19 protein-coding genes are annotated in these 19,171 nt (G+C 64.8%); 8 read left to right on the top strand and 11 right to left on the bottom strand.

Going from position 1 to position 19,171, the window contains the following annotated elements; all coding sequences use genetic code 11:
* Positions 1-6 precede the first annotated feature (6 nt).
* The 10 genes from KIO74_RS20195 to phnG form a co-directional block, all read right to left on the bottom strand.
* Positions 7-1,062, bottom strand: coding sequence for an ABC transporter ATP-binding protein (locus KIO74_RS20195; protein WP_249731085.1), 1,056 nt, complete (start codon positions 1,060-1,062; stop codon positions 7-9).
* Positions 1,052-2,146 carry an ABC transporter ATP-binding protein gene (locus KIO74_RS20190; RefSeq protein WP_213333620.1) on the bottom strand — a complete coding sequence of 365 codons (1,095 nt, stop codon included), beginning with the start codon at positions 2,144-2,146 and terminating at the stop codon, positions 1,052-1,054. The genes KIO74_RS20195 and KIO74_RS20190 overlap by 11 nt, the downstream gene beginning before the upstream one ends.
* 8 nt (positions 2,147-2,154) lie before the next feature.
* The gene (locus KIO74_RS20185) at positions 2,155-3,711 is read right to left on the bottom strand and encodes an ABC transporter substrate-binding protein (RefSeq protein ID WP_213333619.1); all 1,557 of its coding nucleotides are present in this window, start codon (positions 3,709-3,711) and stop codon (positions 2,155-2,157) included.
* A 142-nt stretch (positions 3,712-3,853) separates the two neighbouring features.
* Positions 3,854-4,465: a DapH/DapD/GlmU-related protein gene (locus KIO74_RS20180; RefSeq protein WP_213333618.1), complete on the bottom strand. Its 612-nt coding sequence runs from the start codon at positions 4,463-4,465 to the stop codon at positions 3,854-3,856.
* Positions 4,462-5,160: a phosphonate C-P lyase system protein PhnL gene (gene phnL, locus KIO74_RS20175; protein ID WP_213333617.1), complete on the bottom strand. Its 699-nt coding sequence runs from the start codon at positions 5,158-5,160 to the stop codon at positions 4,462-4,464. Before phnL ends, KIO74_RS20180 begins: the two co-directional genes overlap by 4 nt.
* Positions 5,161-5,180: 20 nt before the next feature.
* A complete protein-coding gene (gene phnK, locus KIO74_RS20170) occupies positions 5,181-6,020 on the bottom strand; it encodes a phosphonate C-P lyase system protein PhnK (protein ID WP_213333616.1) in 840 nt (279 codons plus the stop codon).
* The gene (locus KIO74_RS20165; RefSeq protein WP_213333615.1) at positions 6,017-6,904 is read right to left on the bottom strand and encodes an alpha-D-ribose 1-methylphosphonate 5-phosphate C-P-lyase PhnJ; all 888 of its coding nucleotides are present in this window, start codon (positions 6,902-6,904) and stop codon (positions 6,017-6,019) included. Before KIO74_RS20165 ends, phnK begins: the two co-directional genes overlap by 4 nt.
* Positions 6,901-7,998, bottom strand: coding sequence for a carbon-phosphorus lyase complex subunit (locus KIO74_RS20160; RefSeq protein WP_213333614.1), 1,098 nt, complete (start codon positions 7,996-7,998; stop codon positions 6,901-6,903). The genes KIO74_RS20165 and KIO74_RS20160 overlap by 4 nt, the downstream gene beginning before the upstream one ends.
* Positions 7,999-8,000: 2 nt before the next feature.
* A complete protein-coding gene (phnH, locus tag KIO74_RS20155; protein WP_249731084.1) occupies positions 8,001-8,606 on the bottom strand; it encodes a phosphonate C-P lyase system protein PhnH in 606 nt (201 codons plus the stop codon).
* A complete protein-coding gene (gene phnG, locus KIO74_RS20150; RefSeq protein ID WP_213333613.1) occupies positions 8,603-9,079 on the bottom strand; it encodes a phosphonate C-P lyase system protein PhnG in 477 nt (158 codons plus the stop codon). The genes phnH and phnG overlap by 4 nt, the downstream gene beginning before the upstream one ends.
* A gap of 279 nt (positions 9,080-9,358) precedes the next feature.
* Here phnG and phnF point away from each other — a divergent pair, with 279 nt between their 5' ends.
* The 7 genes from phnF (at position 9,359) to phnN (ending at position 16,137) form a co-directional block, all read left to right on the top strand.
* Entirely contained in the window at positions 9,359-10,105 is a 747-nt protein-coding gene (phnF, locus tag KIO74_RS20145; RefSeq protein ID WP_213333612.1) for a phosphonate metabolism transcriptional regulator PhnF, read from the top strand.
* A 342-nt stretch (positions 10,106-10,447) separates the two neighbouring features.
* Positions 10,448-11,260: a phosphonate ABC transporter ATP-binding protein gene (gene phnC / locus KIO74_RS20140; protein ID WP_213333611.1), complete on the top strand. Its 813-nt coding sequence runs from the start codon at positions 10,448-10,450 to the stop codon at positions 11,258-11,260.
* A gap of 168 nt (positions 11,261-11,428) precedes the next feature.
* Positions 11,429-12,334, top strand: a complete 906-nt coding sequence (gene phnD / locus KIO74_RS20135; protein ID WP_213333610.1) for a phosphonate ABC transporter substrate-binding protein — start codon at positions 11,429-11,431, stop codon at positions 12,332-12,334.
* A 126-nt stretch (positions 12,335-12,460) separates the two neighbouring features.
* The gene (gene phnE, locus KIO74_RS20130; protein ID WP_213333609.1) at positions 12,461-13,339 is read left to right on the top strand and encodes a phosphonate ABC transporter, permease protein PhnE; all 879 of its coding nucleotides are present in this window, start codon (positions 12,461-12,463) and stop codon (positions 13,337-13,339) included.
* Positions 13,336-14,250, top strand: coding sequence for a phosphonate ABC transporter, permease protein PhnE (phnE, locus tag KIO74_RS20125; protein ID WP_213333608.1), 915 nt, complete (start codon positions 13,336-13,338; stop codon positions 14,248-14,250). The genes phnE (KIO74_RS20130) and phnE (KIO74_RS20125) overlap by 4 nt, the downstream gene beginning before the upstream one ends.
* Before the next feature lie 106 nt (positions 14,251-14,356).
* Entirely contained in the window at positions 14,357-15,529 is a 1,173-nt protein-coding gene (locus tag KIO74_RS20120; protein ID WP_213333607.1) for an alpha-D-ribose 1-methylphosphonate 5-triphosphate diphosphatase, read from the top strand.
* Positions 15,530-15,531: 2 nt separating this feature from the next.
* Positions 15,532-16,137 (top strand): phosphonate metabolism protein/1,5-bisphosphokinase (PRPP-forming) PhnN, encoded by a 606-nt coding sequence (gene phnN / locus KIO74_RS20115; protein WP_213333606.1) that lies wholly within the window; start codon positions 15,532-15,534, stop codon positions 16,135-16,137.
* A 93-nt stretch (positions 16,138-16,230) separates the two neighbouring features.
* Here phnN and KIO74_RS20110 read toward each other — a convergent pair whose 3' ends face one another.
* A complete protein-coding gene (locus KIO74_RS20110; RefSeq protein WP_213333605.1) occupies positions 16,231-17,211 on the bottom strand; it encodes an aldo/keto reductase in 981 nt (326 codons plus the stop codon).
* A 341-nt stretch (positions 17,212-17,552) separates the two neighbouring features.
* On the opposite strand from KIO74_RS20110, the gene KIO74_RS20105 reads away from it, so the two are divergent.
* Positions 17,553-19,169, top strand: a complete 1,617-nt coding sequence (locus KIO74_RS20105) for a CYTH and CHAD domain-containing protein (RefSeq protein WP_249731083.1) — start codon at positions 17,553-17,555, stop codon at positions 19,167-19,169.
* Positions 19,170-19,171 lie beyond the last annotated feature (2 nt).

Genomic DNA, 19,171 nt, shown 5'->3' with positions numbered 1-19,171 from the left:
TGGCAGTCAGGCGTGTGCCTGCCGCAGCGGCGGCGGATCTGTCGGCACAAGTGTCGGTGTTATGGCCGCGTCCTCGGCAGCGGTGGCGGCGAAGTGGCAAGCGGCCGATTGGCCTCCCCCGACGACGGCCAGCGCGGGCCTGTCCCTGCGGCAGACATCCTGCGCCAGGGCGCAGCGGGGATGGAAGGGACAGCCAGCGGGGATGGCGGCCGGGCTCGGCGGCTCGCCAGCCAGCCGCACGCGCTGCCGCCGGGCTCCCAGGGCGACCCGTGGCACGGACGACACCAGCGCGCGCGTATAGGGGTGGGCGGGCGCCGCGAAGACCTTCGCGATCGGCCCCTCCTCCACCACGCGGCCGAGATACATGACGGCAATGCGGTCCGCGATATGGCGCACGACCCGGAGGTCATGGGAAATGAACACCGAGGCGAAGCCGCGCTGGCGCTGTAGGCTGCGAATGAGGGCAATGATCTGCGCCTGGACGGACACGTCGAGCGCCGAGACCGGCTCGTCGAACACGACGAAATCCGGCTCCGTCGCAAGCGCCCGGGCCATGACGACCCGTTGGCGCTGGCCCCCGGACAGCTGGTGCGGAAAGCGCTCGGCGAGCGCCGGCGCGAGGCCGACATCGGCAAGAAGCTGCTCGATGGGCGGCGCGCTGGCGGGCACATCCATACGATGAATGCGGAATGGCTCGAGGATCTGCTGGCCGATCGTCATGCGCGGATCGAGCGCCGCCAGCGTGTTCTGGAAGACGAGCTGCATGTGCGCCCTGAGATGCCTGAGCCGGCGCTCGCCCAGTCCCGCGAGATCCCGCCCGTCGAACAGCACCTGTCCCTGAGTCGGACGCTCCAGGCCGAGCAGCAGGCGGCCAAGCGTGCTCTTGCCGCAGCCGCTTTCGCCCACGATAGCCAGCGTCTCTCCGCGCCGGATGGCAAGATCCACATGGCCGACGGCGGCGATGGCGCGGCGAGCGCCGAGCCAGCCGCCGACGCTGAAGGATCGCCCGACGCCGCGCGCCTCAACGAGCGCATCAACCGACATCCTGCGATCAACCGACATGGCGGCGCTCCCCCGGCGAAGCGCCCACAGCGGGCAAGGGATGGTTCGGGGTCGACAGCCAACCCGTGCTCTCGCCGGCATCGCCCTGCGGCCGCGCCAAAGCCTGCCCGGCAGATCGCGGCATGCGCGGCTCACTGCGATGGCAGGCCGCGCGATGGCTGCCGCTGACGACAACCGACGGCGGACGTTGTGCGCAAAGCGGGATCGCGTCCCGGCAGCGCGGCTGGAAGGGACAGCCGGTGCCGGCGGCAAGGCGATCGCCCGGCGAACCGGGAATAGGACGCGGCGGTTCCAGCTGCGCGAGATCGGGCATCGCGGCCAGAAGCGCCTGGGTGTAGGGGTGCCAGGACGCGCCCAGCACGTCGGACGCCTCCCCCGTCTCCATCACCGAGCCGCCATAGAGCACGACCACGCGTTGCGCCATCTCCGCGACGACGCCGAGATCGTGGGTGATGAGCAGGACGCCGAGCCCCGTCTCCGCCTGGAGATCTTCGAGAAGGTCGAGGATCTGCGCCTGCGTCGTCACGTCGAGCGCGGTCGTCGGCTCGTCGGCGATAAGGAACTGCGGTCCGGCGGCGAGCGCCCCGGCGATCATCACCCGCTGGGCCATGCCGCCGGAGAGCTCATGCGGATAGGCGCCCATGACGCGGCCGGGATCACCAAGGCCGACACGCGCGAGCATGTCGGCGGCAGCCGTCTCGGCCGCGCGCCGGCCCGTCGCGCCATAGCGCCGGAACTGGCCGGCGAGATAGCGCCCCACCGTCCAGCGTGGGTCGAGCGAGGCCTGCGGATCCTGGAAGATGGCCGCGATCTGCCGCCCGCGCACGGCCGCATGCGGGCCGGCCAGATCCGTCACGTCAATACCATTGAGACGCACCCGGCCGCGGAGCCGCGTGATGCCACGCGGCAGGAGGCCGAGAATGGCGAGCGCCGTCAGGCTCTTGCCGGAGCCGCTCTCCCCGACGAGGGCAACGATCTCGCCGCTTGACACGGCAAGGTCGACACCATTGACGAGGATGTCTCCGGCCGCCGAGGCGAGGGTGAGCCCCTCGACCTCGACGCGCACTGTCGAGCGCTCGGCCATGCCCCAACTCATCCCGCGAAGGAGAGATTATAAGGCCGCAGATCCATGAACTCGAAGCTGACAGGCTTCCAGTTGATGTCCCGGCGGATGCCATAGATCTCGACCGGGCGATAGAGCACGGCGCCGGGCGCCTCGTCTTCCCAGATGTCGAGCAGGCGCTGGAAGGCGCCACGGCGATCGTCGCCATCGGGCATGCTCGCGACCTGCGCCGCGAGATCGTTGAAAGCCTGGGGAGCCTTCCAGCCGTGGACGGTCTGCACGGAGCCCTTCGGACCCCAGTCGCTCGGGAGCGGGGTCGCCGCGTCGGGCATCTGGAAACCGTTCGACCAGTTGCGGATCTGGAGGCCCGGCGCCAGCACCTGGCTCCACTGGTCGAGAATCTCCATCCGCGCGTTGATACCGACGGCCTTCCACATCTCCAGCATCATCTGGATCGCCGCGTTGGAGTTCACGTAGTAATCGTTCAACGTGCGGAAGGTGATCGGCTCGCCCTTGTAGCCCGCCGCCTTCACCAGTTCACGCGCCGCGGCCGGATCATGCTTGAACCCGGGGCGCTTTGGGTCATAGACCACGCCATACTGCGGGATCTGGAAGCCGTTGGTGATGCCGGCAAGACCGCCCCACAGCGTCTTGTTGATCAGGTCGCGGTCGATGCTGAGGTTGAGGGCCTGGCGCATGCGCTTGTCGGACAGCGCCGGCGCGTCCGACTGGTACACCACGAGATGCACGTTCTCGATCTGCGACGAACGCGCCTCGACATGGGACTGGGAAGCCAGCAGCGGCAGGTTGTCCGGCGTCAGGGCGCAGACGATATCATAGTCGCCGCTGATGAGGCCGGCGGCGCGGGTGGCGACTTCCGGCACGACCTGGAAGGTGACGCGCGAGGCTGTCGGGCGCCCGAGATAGTAATCATCGAAGGCTTCGAGAACGACGCGGTCGCCCGGAATGAACTCGACGAGCTTGTAGGGGCCCGTACCGACCGGCTTCAGGCCGAAGGCTTCCGGTCCCTGCTCACGATAGAGCTTCTCCGGAACGACCCAGGAGATCCACGACGCGAGACGCTTCTCCAGGCTGAAGTCGTCGGCCTTGGTCTTGAAGCGCACGGTCTTGTCGTCGATCGCTTCCACGCTCTCGAAATTCGCGGAAAACAGCGGGCCGCGCGGCACCATCGGCTTGGCGCCCCAGGCGCGATCGGCCGAGAAGGTGAACGCCACATCCTTGGCGGTGACCACATCGCCGTTGTGGAACTTGATGCCGTCGGCAATGGTCACGGTGACCGTGCGCGCATCCTCGCGCTTCCAGGATTTGGCGATCGCCGGCACCAGCGCCGTTGCCGAGCCCGAGCCATCGGCAAAGAAATCGCGCCGGATGAGCGTGTCGAAGATCGCATTCGAGATGCGATTGCCGACATTGCTGATGGCATTGACGGGCTCGAGCGTGACCGGCAGCCCCTGCACCGCGATGCGCAGTTCCGGGCGCTTGGCCTGCGCCGACACTCCGGTGGCCGCGAGCGTGGCAGCAGCGGCGCTTCCCGCCATGAATGAACGACGTGACAGATCCAGCATATCCATATCCTTTGGATAGATATATATTGGAGATTAACTTAGATCATCTATGAATCAATTTTGTGACAAGATATGATATCGCCACAGTAAATCGAATTTACTATCTATATTATCAACAGCCTCAAGTATAAATTCATATGTATTATTTGTATTTATCTATGAAATCCTCAGCCGCCATGGTGCGAAAATCGGGCAGCGCCTGATGCAATCTCTCGTGTGGCCAATCCCACCAGGCAAGGTCCAGCAAGGCTTGCGCCACCCCATCGGGGAACCGCTGGCGGATTGTCTTCGCGGGCACGCCGACGGCGATCGCGAAATCGGGAATGTCACGCGTCACGACCGCATTCGAGCCGACAACCGCGCCCGTCCCGATCGTCACGCCCGGCATGACGACCGCGCCATGGCCGATCCACGTGTCGTGGCCGATCGTGATGCGGCTGTCCGCCCGCCAGTCGAAGAAGTCGGCATCGTCGGTCTCACCGTCGAAATACCAGCTCGACCGATACGAAAAGTGGTGCAGGGAGGCCCGGTCCATAGGATGCATGCTGGCGTAGATGCGCACATGCGCGGCGATATTGGAAAACTTGCCAATATCCGCATAGGCGATCTGCGTGCCCTCGACAGCATAGGAATAGTCACCCATGCGCGAGAACGCGACATGGCACCGGGCGCCGATCTCGACATAACGGCCCAGTTCGCTGTCCTTGACCGCGGCGGTCGGATGGATCAGCGCCGTTTCGGACAATTTGGTCATGCAGCCCTCTGAAACTGTGCAACTTCAAACAGGCGATCAGCGACGGCATCGCGCACTTCCGCGTCGTGGAAGATGCCGACGACAGCGGTGCCCCTCGCCTTGGCCTCGCGGATCAGGGCGATCACGGTCTGGCGATTGGCCGCATCGAGCGAGGCCGTCGGCTCATCGAGCAGGAGGATGGGGTAGTCGATGACGAAGCTGCGGGCGATATTGACCCGCTGCTGCTCACCACCGGAGAAGGTCGCCGGAGCCAGCGACCACAGCCGCCGTGGTATATTCAGCCGGCTAAGGAGATCGCCGGCACGCGCTTCGGCCTGCTCGCGCTCGACCCCGCGCATCTGCGCCGGATCAGCGACAATGTCGAGTGTGGAAACACGCGGAATGACCCGCAGGAACTGGCTGACGTAGCCCATCGTGCGGCGCCGAACCTCCACCACGCGCCAGGGTTCGGCGCTGGCGAGATCGACGGTCGCGCCGTCGTGCGTCACCAGGATCTCGCCACTGTCCGGCTTGTAATTGGCATAGAGCGAGCGCAGCAACGTCGACTTGCCGGCGCCGGACGGCCCGTGCAGGCACACACATTCACCGGCATGAACCTTCAGATCGAGATTGGCGAATACAGGTATTCGCACGCCCCCCTGCGTGTGTAGGACGAAGCTCTTGCTGAGCGCCCTGACATCTATTCTCGTCGTCATCATAACAATCCTTGCGGCGCTCAAGCCTGCAACACGGATGAGACCAAAAGCTGCGTGTAGGGATGATGGGGGTCATCAAGCACCTGGTCGGTGAGCCCCTCCTCCACCACGTCGCCGCGCCACATCACCATCAGGCGGTCGGCCAGCAGCCGCACCACCGCGAGATCATGGGTCACCACCACGGCCGCGATGCCGAGGTCGCGCACCAGCCCGCGCAGGAGATCGAGCAGGCGCGCCTGCACCGAGACGTCGAGGCCGCCGGTCGGCTCATCCATGAAGACGAGGCGCGGCCTGGTCACGAGGTTGCGGGCGATCTGCAGACGTTGCTGCATGCCGCCGGAGAAGACGCGCGGCTTGTCATCGATGCGGCCGATGTCGATCTCGACCCGGGCCAGCCAGTCCTCGGCTTCCCGGCGGATGTCGCCGTAGTGGCGCGCGCCGATGGCCATCGGCCGCTCGCCGATGTTGCCGCCGGCACTCACCGCCATGCGCAGCCCGTCGCGCGGATTCTGATGCACGAAACCCCAGTCAGTGCGCATCAGCATGCGCCGCTCGGGCTCGGACAGGGTCAGAATATCGACGAGCGGCGCATCGCCGCCGCCGCGCCGCAGGTCATAGGCCACCGAGCCGCCGTCGGGGGCCAGTCTGCCCGAGATGCAATTCAGCAGGGTCGACTTGCCGGAACCGGATTCACCGACGATGCCGATGACCTCGCCGGGATAAAGCGTGAGGTCGATGTTCCGGCAGGCGATCGTGCGCCCGAAGGTCTTGTTGAGACCTTCCACCTTCAACAGCGGCTTGCGACTAGCGGACACCGCCGAAGGTTGGCTATCCGCCTTCTGAAGCACGGCGACCGTCATGGCGTCACCTCCGAGGCGAGCGCATCGGCCACATCCGGCTGCTCGCCGACGTGGCCTGCCGCCCGGCGCTGGCCGCAATAATCCGTGTCGGAGCAGACGAACATGCGCTTGCCCTTGTCATCGAGCACCACCTCATCGAGGTAGCTATCCGTGGCGCCGCAGAGCGCGCAGGCGCCGTCCCAGCGCTGGACCGTGAAGGGATGATCGTCGAAATCGAGGCTCTTCACGCTGGTATAAGGCGGGATCGCGTAGATGCGCTTTTCGCGACCGGCGCCGAAGAGCTGAATCGCCGGATTGTCCTGCATCTTGGGATTGTCGAATTTCGGGATCGGCGAGGGTGCGGTGAGATAGCGACCATTGACGATGACGGGATAGTCGTAGGTCGTCGCGATATGGCCGAACTGAGCGATGTCCTCGTAGAGCTTCACCTGCATCAGCCCGTATTCGCCGTAGGCGTGCATCTTGCGCGTCTCGGTCTCGCGCGGCTCAAGCCGGCGGAGCGGCTCGGGCTGCGGCACCTGGTAGACGAGGATCTGCCCCTCGACCAAGGGGGCCTCCGGAATACGGTGGCGTGTCTGGATGATGGTGGCGTCCGTTGTCGATTCGGTTGTCGCGACATCGGCGACACGCTCGAAGAACCTGCGGATCGACACCGCATTCGTGGTGTCGTCGGCGCCCTGGTCGATCACCTTGAGTACGTCCTGCGGCCCGATGATGCTGGCCGTGACCTGAATACCGCCGGTGCCCCAGCCATAGGCCAGCGGCATCTCGCGGCCACCGAACGGCACCTGGTAACCGGGAATGGCAAGCGCCTTCAAAAGCGTCCGCCGGATCATCCGCTTGGTCTGCTCGTCGAGATAGGCGAAGTTGTAGTCGCTGGTCATTCCGCCGCCTCCTGCGGTTCGGCCCGGGCCTGCTCAGCCCGCATCTTGCGCACGAGTTCAAGCTCCGCCTGGAAATCCACGTAGTGGGGCAGCTTGAAATGGGTGACGAAGCCGACGGCCTCCACGTTGTCCGTATGCGACAGGACGAATTCGTCGTCCTGCGCGGGATGGAGCGCATCCTCACCCAGCTCCTTGCAGCGCAAGGCGCGGTCGACGAGCGACATGGCCATGGCCTTGCGCTCGCAATGTCCGAAGCTCAAGCCGTAGCCGCGGGTGAACTGCGGCGGTTTCTCTGTGGAGCCTTTGAACTGGTTGATCATCTGGCATTCGGTGACGGTGATCTCGCCGATGTCGATGGGAAAGCCGAGCTCTTCCGGCACGATCTCGACGGAAACCTCACCAAGCCGCAACTCGCCCACGAAAGGGTGGCTGCCGCCATAACCGCGCGTCGTCGAATAGGCGAGCCCGAGCACGAAACCCTCGTCGCCGCGGGCGAGGTTCTGCAGCCGCTGGTCGCGGCCAGCGGGAAAGGACATGGGATCGCGGGTGACGTCGAAGACGGGCTCGCCTTCCCGGTCAGCGACCTCCTCCTCGATCAGGCCCTCATGAGCGAGAATATCGAGCACCGGCAACATGGTCTCCGGCAAGGGCGTTTCGGCTTTCTCGGCCTGCGGCGCCTCGTTGCCCTCCGCCGCTAGCGCGAAATCGAGCAGGCGATGGGTGTAGTCGTAGGTCGGACCGAGAACCTGCCCGCCGGGCATGTCCTTGTAGGCGGCCGAGATACGGCGGCGCACCGCCATTCCGGCCGTTTCGATGGGCCGGGACACCGCGATGCGCGGCAGGGTGGTACGATAGGCGCGCAGGAGGAAAATGGCCTCCACGCTGTCGCCCTGGGCCTGTTTCAGCGCCAGCGCCGCCAGTTCGGGATCATAGACCGAGCCCTCGTTCATGACGCGATCGACGGCCAGGCGGAACTGCTCGGTGATCTGCGCGAGGCTGAGTTCGGCGATCGCGGGGTCCCCGCGACGCTCCTCCGCCACAAGCTTGTGGGAATTCAGGATAGCGCGCTCGCCACCCTTCACCGCGACATACATGGCTACTCCTTGACCGCGATGCCCCGGGGCAAGCCCACGACCGCGTCGCCACATGCAAAAAGGACATCCACACCAAGCGGATAGAGCCCTTGATTGAGCGCCCAATCCGCCCAGAACCAATCCGGCAGGCCCGCGACCGAGACCGCCCGACGGCGGGGAATGCCCGGTCCGGACCACTGGCGCCGAGGGCCCTCCGTCAGCGAGGGCACGGTGATGACGAGCGTGGCCGAACGATCGGGATAGCGCTCGTCGCCGGCCTCGAACGCCGAGAGGCGCGGCATGGCCACCGCATCGCCGATCAGCGCGAAACGCGCCTCCGCCGGCTCGGCCACAACAGGCACGCCGCAATGGAAGCGCAGATAGGTCGCCACCGCATCGCTCGACAAAGCCGCATCGCGCCAGACAGGCGTGTCGAGATCGCACAGCGTCAGCGCGACCGCGGCCATCGCCGGGGTGACCCCCTCGGGGGCACCGGGCCGTTGCGCGAGCTGCTCGATCGCGCCGGGATAGGCGATGGCGTTCAGCACATTGCGGAACACGGACTGGCTGTCGAAGACCGGATTGGAGAAGCCGGGCTCCAGCCCGGCCGTATCGAATGCAAGTGTCATCGCGGATTGTCTCCCCTTACCATCGTGAAGAACTCGACCTTGGTCGACGCCGCCTTGCGGCTGCGGGCATCCCGCCGCGCCGCCTGCGCCGCCGCGAGCGGCGCGATCACGACCGTCTCGAGGTCGGCGCGGCGCTCCGGCACCTGCAACAAGGCGTCGATGATCGCTGCGATCTCCGCGCGACGACGATCGCGCCCCTGCACATAGCCGAGACCAATGGTGCCGTCCGCGAGCTGCAGGGCGCAACGGGTCACCGTCATCTCGCCGAGATTGAAGGCATTGCCGCTGCCGCCGGCCCGCCCCTGCACCATGACGAGGCCTATCTCCGGCTGCCGCAGGAACCGATGCTCCGGGCATTCCGGCACATCCGCGAAAGCGGCCTCCAGCTCATCACGCGGCGCGCGCGCCAGCACGCTCAGCCACGATCGCCTCGCCGCATCCCCGGCATCATCGCCATGCCCCGCTGCCCGCATGTTCGTCATCCCGTGTCGATCGCCTCCGCAACCCAGGCCCGAGAGCCGCAGCGAAACCTCCGCCCGGTCCGTATGCCTGCCGTAGAACACATATCTTCTTTGAAAGGTACGTACCTTTCATTTAACATGCGGATGTCTACGCCGCCAGTGTATCATTTGAATGACGTTGCGGCCTGATACGCGATCGGACTATGGGTGGCATGTATACGCGTGTCATATCGCAACAGTACGACAGGCCGCGCGGGGCACCCCGCGCTGGACAAAACGGACCGAAACAACATGGAAGCATCCCCGGCCAGAGACGGATCCCCCAAGGCGCGGAAGGCGGCCCCTCCCCTTTGGCAGAAGGTCGCGACAGCCCTGCGTACCGAGATTCGTGACCAGACCCTGAAGCCCGGCGAGCAGATCATGCCGGAGGCGGCACTCTCGGAGCATTTCTCCGTCAGCCGCTTCACGACCCGCCGGGCGCTGGCCGAGCTCGAAAAGGAAGGGCTCATCCGCATCGAGCACGGACGCGGCCTCTTCGTGGCGGAAGACATCGTGCCCTATGCGGTGGGCGAGCGCACGCGTTTCACCGACAATATGCGCCGCTTCAACATCGCTGGGGACCGGGAGATTCTCTCGACGGCCATAGAGACGGGCGACTCGCTCGTCTGCGAGCGGCTGGAGCTTGCGCGCGGCGCGGATGTCCTCGTCATCGACACCTTGTCCTCGGTTGACGGGCGCCCCATGGGTCTCAGCCAGAATTTCTATCCGGCCGACCGGTTCCGTGGTCTCGATACCGTGTTGCGCGAGACGGTCTCCCATACCAAGGCCCTGAAGGCGTTCGGCGTCCAGGACTACACACGCAAATGCACCTGGATCATCAGCCGGATGCCGACAGCCCGCGAGGCCCGCCTCCTGAAGATCGCGCGAACCCGGCCTATCCTCGAGACCCAAAAAGTCGACATCGACGCCAATGGCCGCCCCATCGCTTTCGGCATCAGCGCCAACTGCGGCGATCGCATGCAGATCATCATCGAGTAGCCATCCCGCAGCTCACGCCAGCGAGCCCGCAACTGCCCCCGGAATAAGTGCTTAGCCAAGACAATATTAGCCAGCGCATCTTTCTCACCAATATTCACAGCGACGTGATGCGCATAAGTGGCGCACGCGACCGGCCCGTCATGGGATTGTTACAATATATCCCTAGGTCTATGCATCAGCGTAGCCTGGAGGCTGCGGGATCAACTGCGGTTCACTATGTTGGCGTCCGCAGCAATCGCTGCATCACGCGGCATCCATGATCGTCCCGGCTGCGGCGGCCGATCTCTGACACGACAGAGATGGCTTGGCGTAGCGAATAGTTTTCTTGCTGCGGAGGGGTTCTTGCTCAGCATTCGCGATGTCTCGCGCCAGTTTGCAACGAAGACGGCCGTCGACAACGTCTCGCTGGATATTGAATCCGGGGACTTCATTGGGGTCATCGGCCGTTCCGGCGCAGGAAAATCCACCTTGCTGCGCATGATCAACCGGCTTGTGGAACCCACCAGCGGCCGCATCGTCTTTGATGGCGTTGACGTCACCGGCCTGCGTGGCCGTGAACTCCGCCGATGGCGCCAGTCCGCCGCGATGATCTTTCAGCAGTTCAACCTTTCAGGCCGGCTCGATGTGCTCACGAATGTGCTCATGGGCCGGCTTAATCATGTTCCGGCCCCGCGCGCGGTGCTGAAGATGTGGTCCGAGGAAGACAAGGCCATCGCGCTGTCGGCGCTCGAACAGTTCGACATCGCCGGCCTCGCCGCTCAACGGGCCGAAAGCCTGTCCGGCGGCCAGCAGCAGCGTGTCGCAATCGCCCGGGCCCTGGTGCAGGAGCCGCAGATCGTCCTCGCCGACGAGCCGGTCGCCTCGCTTGATCCGCGCAACACCAAGGTCGTCATGGATGCGTTGCTGCGCATCAACAAGCACTACGGCATCACCGTCCTGTGCAACCTGCATTCGCTCGATCTCGCACGGACCTATTGCGATCGCCTCATCGGCATCGCCGCTGGCCGGGTGGTCTTCGACGGCGCGCCGGAGGCGCTGACGGAAGATGTGGCGCGCGATCTCTATGGCCTGGAGGCCGAGGAAGTACTTGGAAAAGCGACCGCCATACCGCGACCGCAGGCCGCGATGGCGAGCGCCATATCCATTCCGGCGTAATCGCCAGGATTTCGGCCGATCGGCTTTTTGGTCGATTGTCCAAGCTGTCTGGCGTCCTGAAGAACGGCAGACGAAGCCGGACTTTTGCGCAAGAAATTCGCAGTCAGTTCCCGCAAATACCGCCGAATACGTAACGTATTCGCACAATAGATCTGATCGGAGATCCCAATGTTCAACCGTCGTCTCGTCATCGCGGCCGCTGTCGGCCTCTTCACCACTGGCGCCGCCTTCGCGCAGGACTGGAAGGCCCAGTATCCGGAACTCACCTTCGCGATCATTCCGGCCGAGAACGCCTCGGGCGTGACCGAGCGCTACAACCCGCTGATGACGTATCTGTCCAAGGAACTCGGCATTCCGGTCAAGCTGCGCATCGCCAATGACTACGCGGCTGTCATCGAAGGCCAGCGCTCCGGCAACATCCACATCGCCTCCTACGGCCCCTCCTCCTTCGCCCGCGCGCTCATGACCGGCGTGAACACGGAAGCCTTCGCGATCGAGACCAACCTCGACGGCACGAAGGGCTACTACTCCGTATTCTACGTGAAGAAGGACAGCCCCTATCAGAAGATCGAAGATCTGAAGGGCAAGAACCTCGGCCTCGTCGACCCGAACTCCACGTCTGGTAACAACGTGCCGCGCTTCGCGCTCGACCAGATGAAGATCGACCCCGCCGCCTTCTTCGGCAAGGTCGTCTACACCGGCAGCCACGAGAACGCCGTCATCGCCCTGAACCAGGGCACCGTCGATGTCGCCGCCAACTGGTGGAACGACGAGCAGGAGTCGAACCTTCTGCGTATGGCCCGCAAGAACATGGTCAATGCCGACGATTTCCGCATCATCTTCAAGTCCGAGCAGATCGTGAACTCGCCGATCGCGATGCTCTCCAACCTTCCGCCTGACCTGAAGACCAAGATCCGCCAGGCGTTCATGGACATCCAGACGAAGGACAAGGCCGCCTTCGACAAGATCTATGAAGGCAAGCAAGGCCCCTGGCAGCCGGTCGACAACACAGCCTACAAGCCGATCATCGAGCTGAACAGCTTCGTCGACAGCCTCCGCAAGAAATCGAGCTGACGGGACGCGCCCGCGCGGGCGACGCCCCCGTCATCCGTGCATGGGCTCTTCTGGCGCATGCACGGGGAAGCCGCTCTTCATCGGGGCCAACGTGCCCCGATGAATTGACATGATCGCAGATTGCCCATGACCGCATCCGTACCCACCCTGCCGCCGGCGCAGAGCCAGGCGCTCGCCCTCCGGTACGACCGGGAAGTCGCGACCAGGCGCCGCCGTGTCCTGCTCGGCATCGCGATCTTCATCGCTGCCATGGCGACCTCGGGGTGGATGACGGAGGTCGATCTCGGCAAGCTCTTCCAGAACATCGGCGCCTTCGGCTCCTATATCGTCCGGCTAGCGCATCTCGCGAATGGCGAGCCTGTCTGGACGGACTTCGGGGAATGGTTCTGGGGCCTCCACAAATGGACCGTGCTCCTCGGCGAAACGCTGATCATCGCCTATCTCGGCACGGCGCTCGGCGCCATCTGCGCGTTTGTCCTGAGCTTCCCCGCCGCCATCAATCTCACGCCGTCCCCGCGCGTCCGCTTCGTGGCGCGACGCTTTCTGGAATTCTGCCGCAGCGTCCCCGAAATTGTCTTCGCGCTTGTCTTCGTCATCGCCTTCGGGCTCGGCCCCATACCCGGCGTGCTGGCGCTCGCCATCCACGGCACCGGGGCGCTCGGCAAGCTGTTCTCCGAAATCGTCGAGAACATCGACATGGCCCCCGTCGAGGGCATCCGCGCCACCGGCGCCGGCCGCGTCGCCGTCATCCGCTTCGCGGTGCTGCCGCAAGTTCTGTCGGGTTTCGTCAGCTACACCCTGCTGCGTTTCGAGATCAACGTGCGCGGCGCCGCGGTCATGGGTTTCGTGGGCGCGGGCGGCATCGGCCAGGACCTTCTGGAAGCCATCCGCAAGTTCTACTACTCGGATGTCAGCGCGATCCTCATCCTGATCATCGTGACCGTCATGGTGATCGACATCGTCACGGAGCGCATCCGCCACGCACTGACGGGAACGCCCTCATGAACGCGCCAATCTCACTCCCCGGCAGCGCACGCGCCCCGCGCCCCGTCAGTCGCCTGCGCGAGGACGCCCTGCGCGAACTGCCACAACTGCGGGCCCGGCATGCCGATGCTTTCCGCCGCGTGACGCGTAACGGCGTCCTCGGGCTGATGCTCACCGTCGTGCTGCTCACCATTTTCATCTATGGCTTCGCGGCGCTTGGCTTCTCCTTCGCAAAAATGCTCGCGGGCCTCGATCAGCTCGGCACTTTCGTCGTTCTGATGTGGCCCCCGACACCCGGCACCATGAGGCGGCTTTTTCTGTTCCTCCACGCCCTCGGCGAAACGGTCGCGATCGCCGCGCTCGGAACGATGCTGGCGGCGTGCATCGCCCTGCCCTTCGGGTTTCTCGCCGCCAAGAACGTCGTCGCCAACCGCATCGTGCATTTCCTGTCACGCCGGATGCTCGACACGGTGCGCGGTGTCGATACGCTGATCTGGGCGCTGCTGTGGGTAAATGTCGTCGGGCTCGGCCCCTTTGCCGGGGTCCTCGCCATCATGTGCTCCGATACCGGCGCCCTCGGAAAGCTCTTCTCCGAGGCGATCGAAACGGCAAGCCGCCGGCCTGTAGAAGGTGTTATGTCGGCGGGAGGCAGCCGCCTGGCGGCCGTGCGCTTCGGCATCCTTCCCCAGGTGCTGCCGGTCTTCGCGAGCCAGGTGCTCTATTTCTTCGAATCCAATACGCGTTCGGCCACCATCATAGGGATTGTCGGCGCGGGGGGAATCGGGCTTCATCTGTCCGAGCAAATTCGAACGCTCGAATGGCAGCATGTGGCATTTCTCGTCATTCTCATCCTGGCGACGGTTGCTGTCATCGATACGCTTTCCACACGGCTCAGGAGCGCGATCATTGGCGCGCGACCGACGGTCGTATGACGGCGAGCGACATCAGCCCGATGTCGGCGCCGGCCGCGTCAAGTGAGAAACGAAGACCCTTGACCCACCCCGCGCGGTGGGCGAAAGCCTTTTTCTAGAGAGTTCCATGAACAAGCACGTCCCGCCCACCCTCTCCACCGGCTCGCTTTCCCTGGCCGCCCGTCGCCTCGTCCTCGCCGATCGCGAGATCGCGGGAACCATTCATGTCGAGCAGGGTCTCATCGTCGGCATCGAGCAGGATGTGATCGCGGAAGGCGCGATCGACTGTGGCGACGACCTCCTGATCCCGGGCCTCGTCGAGCTCCACACCGACCATCTGGAGCCCCATTTCACCCCGCGCCCGAAGGTCAACTGGGATTCCTTCTCCGCCGTCTTCTCCTATGACGCGCAGATCGCCGCGGCCGGCATCACCACAGTGCTCGACAGCCTTCGCGTCGGCCGCGACTTCGACAACGCGAAGGGAGCGGGCTCGGCGCTGTTCGAGCTTGGTCAGGCCATCGCGCGTGCGCGCGGCACGGGCCTCCTGCGCGCCGACCATTTCACCCATCTGCGGTGCGAAATTCCCTGCGAAGGCATGGTGGACGACGCGCGCCAGTATCTCGCGAATTTCGACGTCCGGCTGATGTCGCTCATGGACCACACCCCAGGTGAACGCCAGTTCCGGGATGAGGAAAAGCTGCGCAACTACTACCGCGGCAAGACCACGAAAACGGAATCCGACCTCGACGAATACTTCGCGGAGCGCAAGCGCTATGCGAAATTGTTCGCCACCGCCAACAAGGAGGGGATCGTCGCCCTCGCCAAATTCCATGGCATCGCTATGGCGAGCCATGATGACACCACCGAGGACCATGTCGCGGAATCGCTTTCGCTCGGTGTGGCGGTGGCCGAATTCCCCACCACCCTGGAAGCCGCGGCGGCTTCCCACGGCGCCGGTCTGTCGGTGCTGATGGGTGCGCCGAATGTGCTGCTCGGCGGCTCCCATTCGGGCAACGTCTCCGCGCGCCATCTCGCCGAGGAAGGACTGCTGGACATCCTGTCGTCGGACTATGTCCCCGCGAGCCTGCTGGCTGGCGCGATCGCGCTCGCCGACGTGCCAGCCGTCGGGGGCATTTCCGGCGCCATCCGCCTCGTCACGCAAACGCCGGCCAGGGTCGCCGGTTTCGCCGACCGGGGAGAGATCGCTGTCGGAAAACGCGCCGACCTTCTGCTTGTGGCGCTGGTCGATGGATATCCTGTCGTCCGCGAGGTCTACCGGCAGGGCAACCGGGTCGCATAACCATGGATGGCGAAACGGACGTCAGTCTGAGATCTCAAGAGGACCGTGCGCCCGAGGAGCTTATCGGCCCCGGCCGCCTCATCCTTGTGGTCGGTCCGAGCGGCGCGGGCAAGGACAGTGTCCTGCGCGGCGCCCGTGATCGTCTCGCCCACGATGCTCGCTATGTCTTTCCCCGCCGCAGCGTGACACGTCCCCCTTCCGCCGATGAGGACAACCTCAGCCTCAACGAGGATGCCTTCGTAGCTCTCATCGACGCGGATGCCTTCGCGCTGCACTGGCGCGCCCACGGCCATCGCTACGGCGTGCCACGGGCGATCGACACCGCGATCGCCCGTGGCGCCACCGTCATCTGCAACGTTTCGCGCACGGTGCTGGATACCGCGCGGCTACGTTACCAGCATGTCACTGTGGTTGGCATAACCGCATCGCGCGATGTTCTGGCAGCGCGCATCTTTGGCCGCGCCCGCGAGAGCGAGGACGAGGCGACGAAGCGACTGGATCGCGCGGCGGCGCTGCGCTCCATCCGCGTGGATGTGGAGATCGACAACGGTGGCGCGCTGGACGATGCGGTGACCGCTTTCGTCGCCGTCGTCGCACGGCCGAACTGAGTAGGCCGCGTCCCGGCGAGGCCTCGGTCTGGAAAAGCAAAGGCCGGGACGAGCCCGGCCTTGCCATGGAAAAGCGGCTACGACCGCCGCACCCTATGCCAGCGGCATCGCCGCATGGGGCACGTAGGGCTCCTCGAGACGCGCGATCTCCTCCGGTGAGAGGTTCAGCGACAGCGCGGCGATAGCATCATCATAGTGACTGAGCTTCGACGCGCCGATGATCGGAGCCGACACGCCGGGCTTCTGAATGACCCACGCAAGCGCGACCTGGGCGCGCGACACGCCACGCTCCGCCGCGACCTCCGCCACCCGCTCGATAACCTTGCGGTCGGCCTCCACGGTCCCGTCGTACAGGCGGTGCATCACACGGTCGCTGCGCGTGCGCTCCGTTTCCTCGTTCCAGTCACGCGTCAGGCGCCCCCGGGCCATCGGGCTCCAGGGAATGAGCCCCACGCCCTGGTCCTGGCAAAGCGGCAGCATCTCCCGCTCCTCTTCGCGGTAGAGCAGGTTGAGATGGTTCTGCATGGTCACGAAACGGGTCCAGCCGTTGCTGTCGGCGATGTGCTGCGCCTTGGCAAAACGCCATGCCTGCATCGACGACGCCCCGATGTAGCGCGCCTTGCCGGCCTTCACGACGTCATGCAGGGCCTCCATGATCTCCTCGGCCTCGACATTCGGGTCCCAGCGATGGATCTGGTAGAGGTCGACATAGTCCATGCCGAGGCGGCGCAGACTGTGGTCGATCTCCGTCATGATCGCCTTGCGCGACAGGCCAGCGCCATTCGGACCGGGGCGCATGCGGTTGAAGACCTTCGTCGCGACCACAATCTCGTCGCGACGTGTCAGTTCCTTGAGCGCGCGACCTATAATCTCCTCCGAGGTGCCGTCGGAATAGACATTCGCGGTGTCGAAGAAGTTGATGCCGGCTTCCACGGCCTTGCGCAGCAAGGGCTTGCTTTCATCCTCCGGCAGCGTCCAGCTATGATCGCCCCTGTCCGGATCGCCGAAGGTCATGCACCCAAGGCACAGACGCGAGATCTCGGTGCCCGTCGTACCCAATCTGCCATACTGCATCGTGCGGTCCTCCTGTACGGGTCCGTTATCGTTTGGCTTTTGATGTCCGCGGCGCAAAGAAAGCCCGCCGGTATCCGACCGGCACGATATTCCCTGCGGCTCGGAATATCGAGCGCGGCGGCTTCATGGCGCCGCTCCAATCCCATGCGGACGGCGCAGCGCTCAGGCGGAACGACCCAGGTGCCAACCGATATGCTGACCTGTGTCATATCCTTGAAATCAGGACAGTGGCTTTATGTGGCCGGGTTTGAATGTGACGACGATCTCGTGATATGCGCCGCCTATTTTAGCGGCAGACGATCGCCGATCACATGGATATGATCGCCGCACGGGGATAATATATGAGTGGGAGTACAGGGTTGGACGCGATGCCCAGCGATGCGGACCACTCGGATGACAGCGCGCCGAAATCTCCGCAAGCCGAAACTCCGCGTGAGATCGAGCTGAAGCTGCTGGCCCCTCCCGGCGTACTCAAGCAAATTCATGACGCGCCGATCATTGTGCAACACGCCCGGAACAAGGGCAGTGTGCGACTTCTGGAAGCCGTTTATTTCGACACACCAGATCATAAACTTTCCACGCATGGCGTTTCACTGCGTGTGCGGCGTAGTGGCAAGCGGTGCATCCAGACGATCAAGCTGCCACCGGATATCAGTCAGCTCAGCCGTCCGGAATGGGAAACACCGGTATCCGGAATGGCGCCGGAACTCGGCCTTTTCCCACTCGCCGAGATCGGCGGCCCTCTCGAAAATCTGAGCGTCGACGAGATCGCGCCCGTGTTTACAACGCGGGTGCGCCGGTGGACACGCATCATCGCGCTTCCAAGCGCAACAGTTGAGCTGGCCTTTGATGAGGGTGCCATCGAGGCTGGAGACAAGCAGGCGCCGCTCAGCGAGATCGAGCTGGAGCTGAAGGGCGGCGATATCGGCGCGCTCTATGACTTTGGACTCGCGCTGCTCGAGCTCGCCCCTCTCCAGTTTGGCACGGAGAGCAAGGCCGAACGCGGCTTCGCGCTTGCTCGCGACGCCGCCCCCGCGGCCGCGCGCGCGGCACCGTCCGACTTGAAACCCGAGGACAGCGTGGACGCGGCGATCGCCAAGCTGCTGATGGGATGCCATGCGCATATGGTCCGCAACACGGCCGCGGCCGCGCACGGCAAGACGCAGGAGGGCGTGCATCAGATGCGCGTCGCCCTGCGACGCATGCGCACCGCGTTGTCCATGTTCCATCGCGAGATTCCCGCTCCATGCCTGAAGCAGCTTTCGGCCGACGCCAAGGCCATCGCCAGGGCCCTCGGCGACGCACGCAACTGGGACGTGTTCTGCACGTCGACGGTCCAGACGATCGCGGACCTGAACCTGCCGGGTTTCAACGCCGAGGCCCTGCGCTCCGCGGCCGAGCCCATCCGCCAGCAAAGCTACACGGATGTGCGCGCCATGCTGGCCGCCCAGCACACCAACCGCTTCTCGTTATCCCTCGGACGGATCGTCGCGCGGCGCACCTGGCGCAATGACATCGACAGTGAAACCTTGACCATCCTGACCGAGCCGGTCGCCGCCCTCGCCGAGCGCACGCTGTCCCGCCTGCATCGCAAGGCGCTCAAACAAGGCTCCGGATTCAGCGAGCTGGAGCCGGAAGCCCGACACGGCCTGCGCCTGACGTTGAAGAAGCTCCGCTACGCGACAGAGTTCTTCCTGCCACTCTTCGAGGATGACAACAGCGCCAAGGGCTATCTCAGGCGGCTTTCGAAACTGCAGGACGCGTTGGGCGTCGACAACGATGTCACCACGACGGAACATCTTCTCAGCGCCGTCGCCGCGCGATCCCAGGATCCGGGCGTTCATCGTGGCATTGGGCTGATGGCCGGCTGGCTGGCGCGCGACCGCGTCGAGGCGATGAAATCACTCGGCAGCCGGTGGAAGGCTTTCAAAGGAGCCGAGCCGTTCTGGAAAGCCTGATC

Origin of the sequence: Chelatococcus sp. HY11 (assembly GCF_018398335.1) — a bacterium.
Taxonomy (GTDB): domain Bacteria; phylum Pseudomonadota; class Alphaproteobacteria; order Rhizobiales; family Beijerinckiaceae; genus Chelatococcus.
Note: the sequence above shows the minus strand (reverse complement) of the source record. Positions and strands in the feature narration are given on the sequence as shown.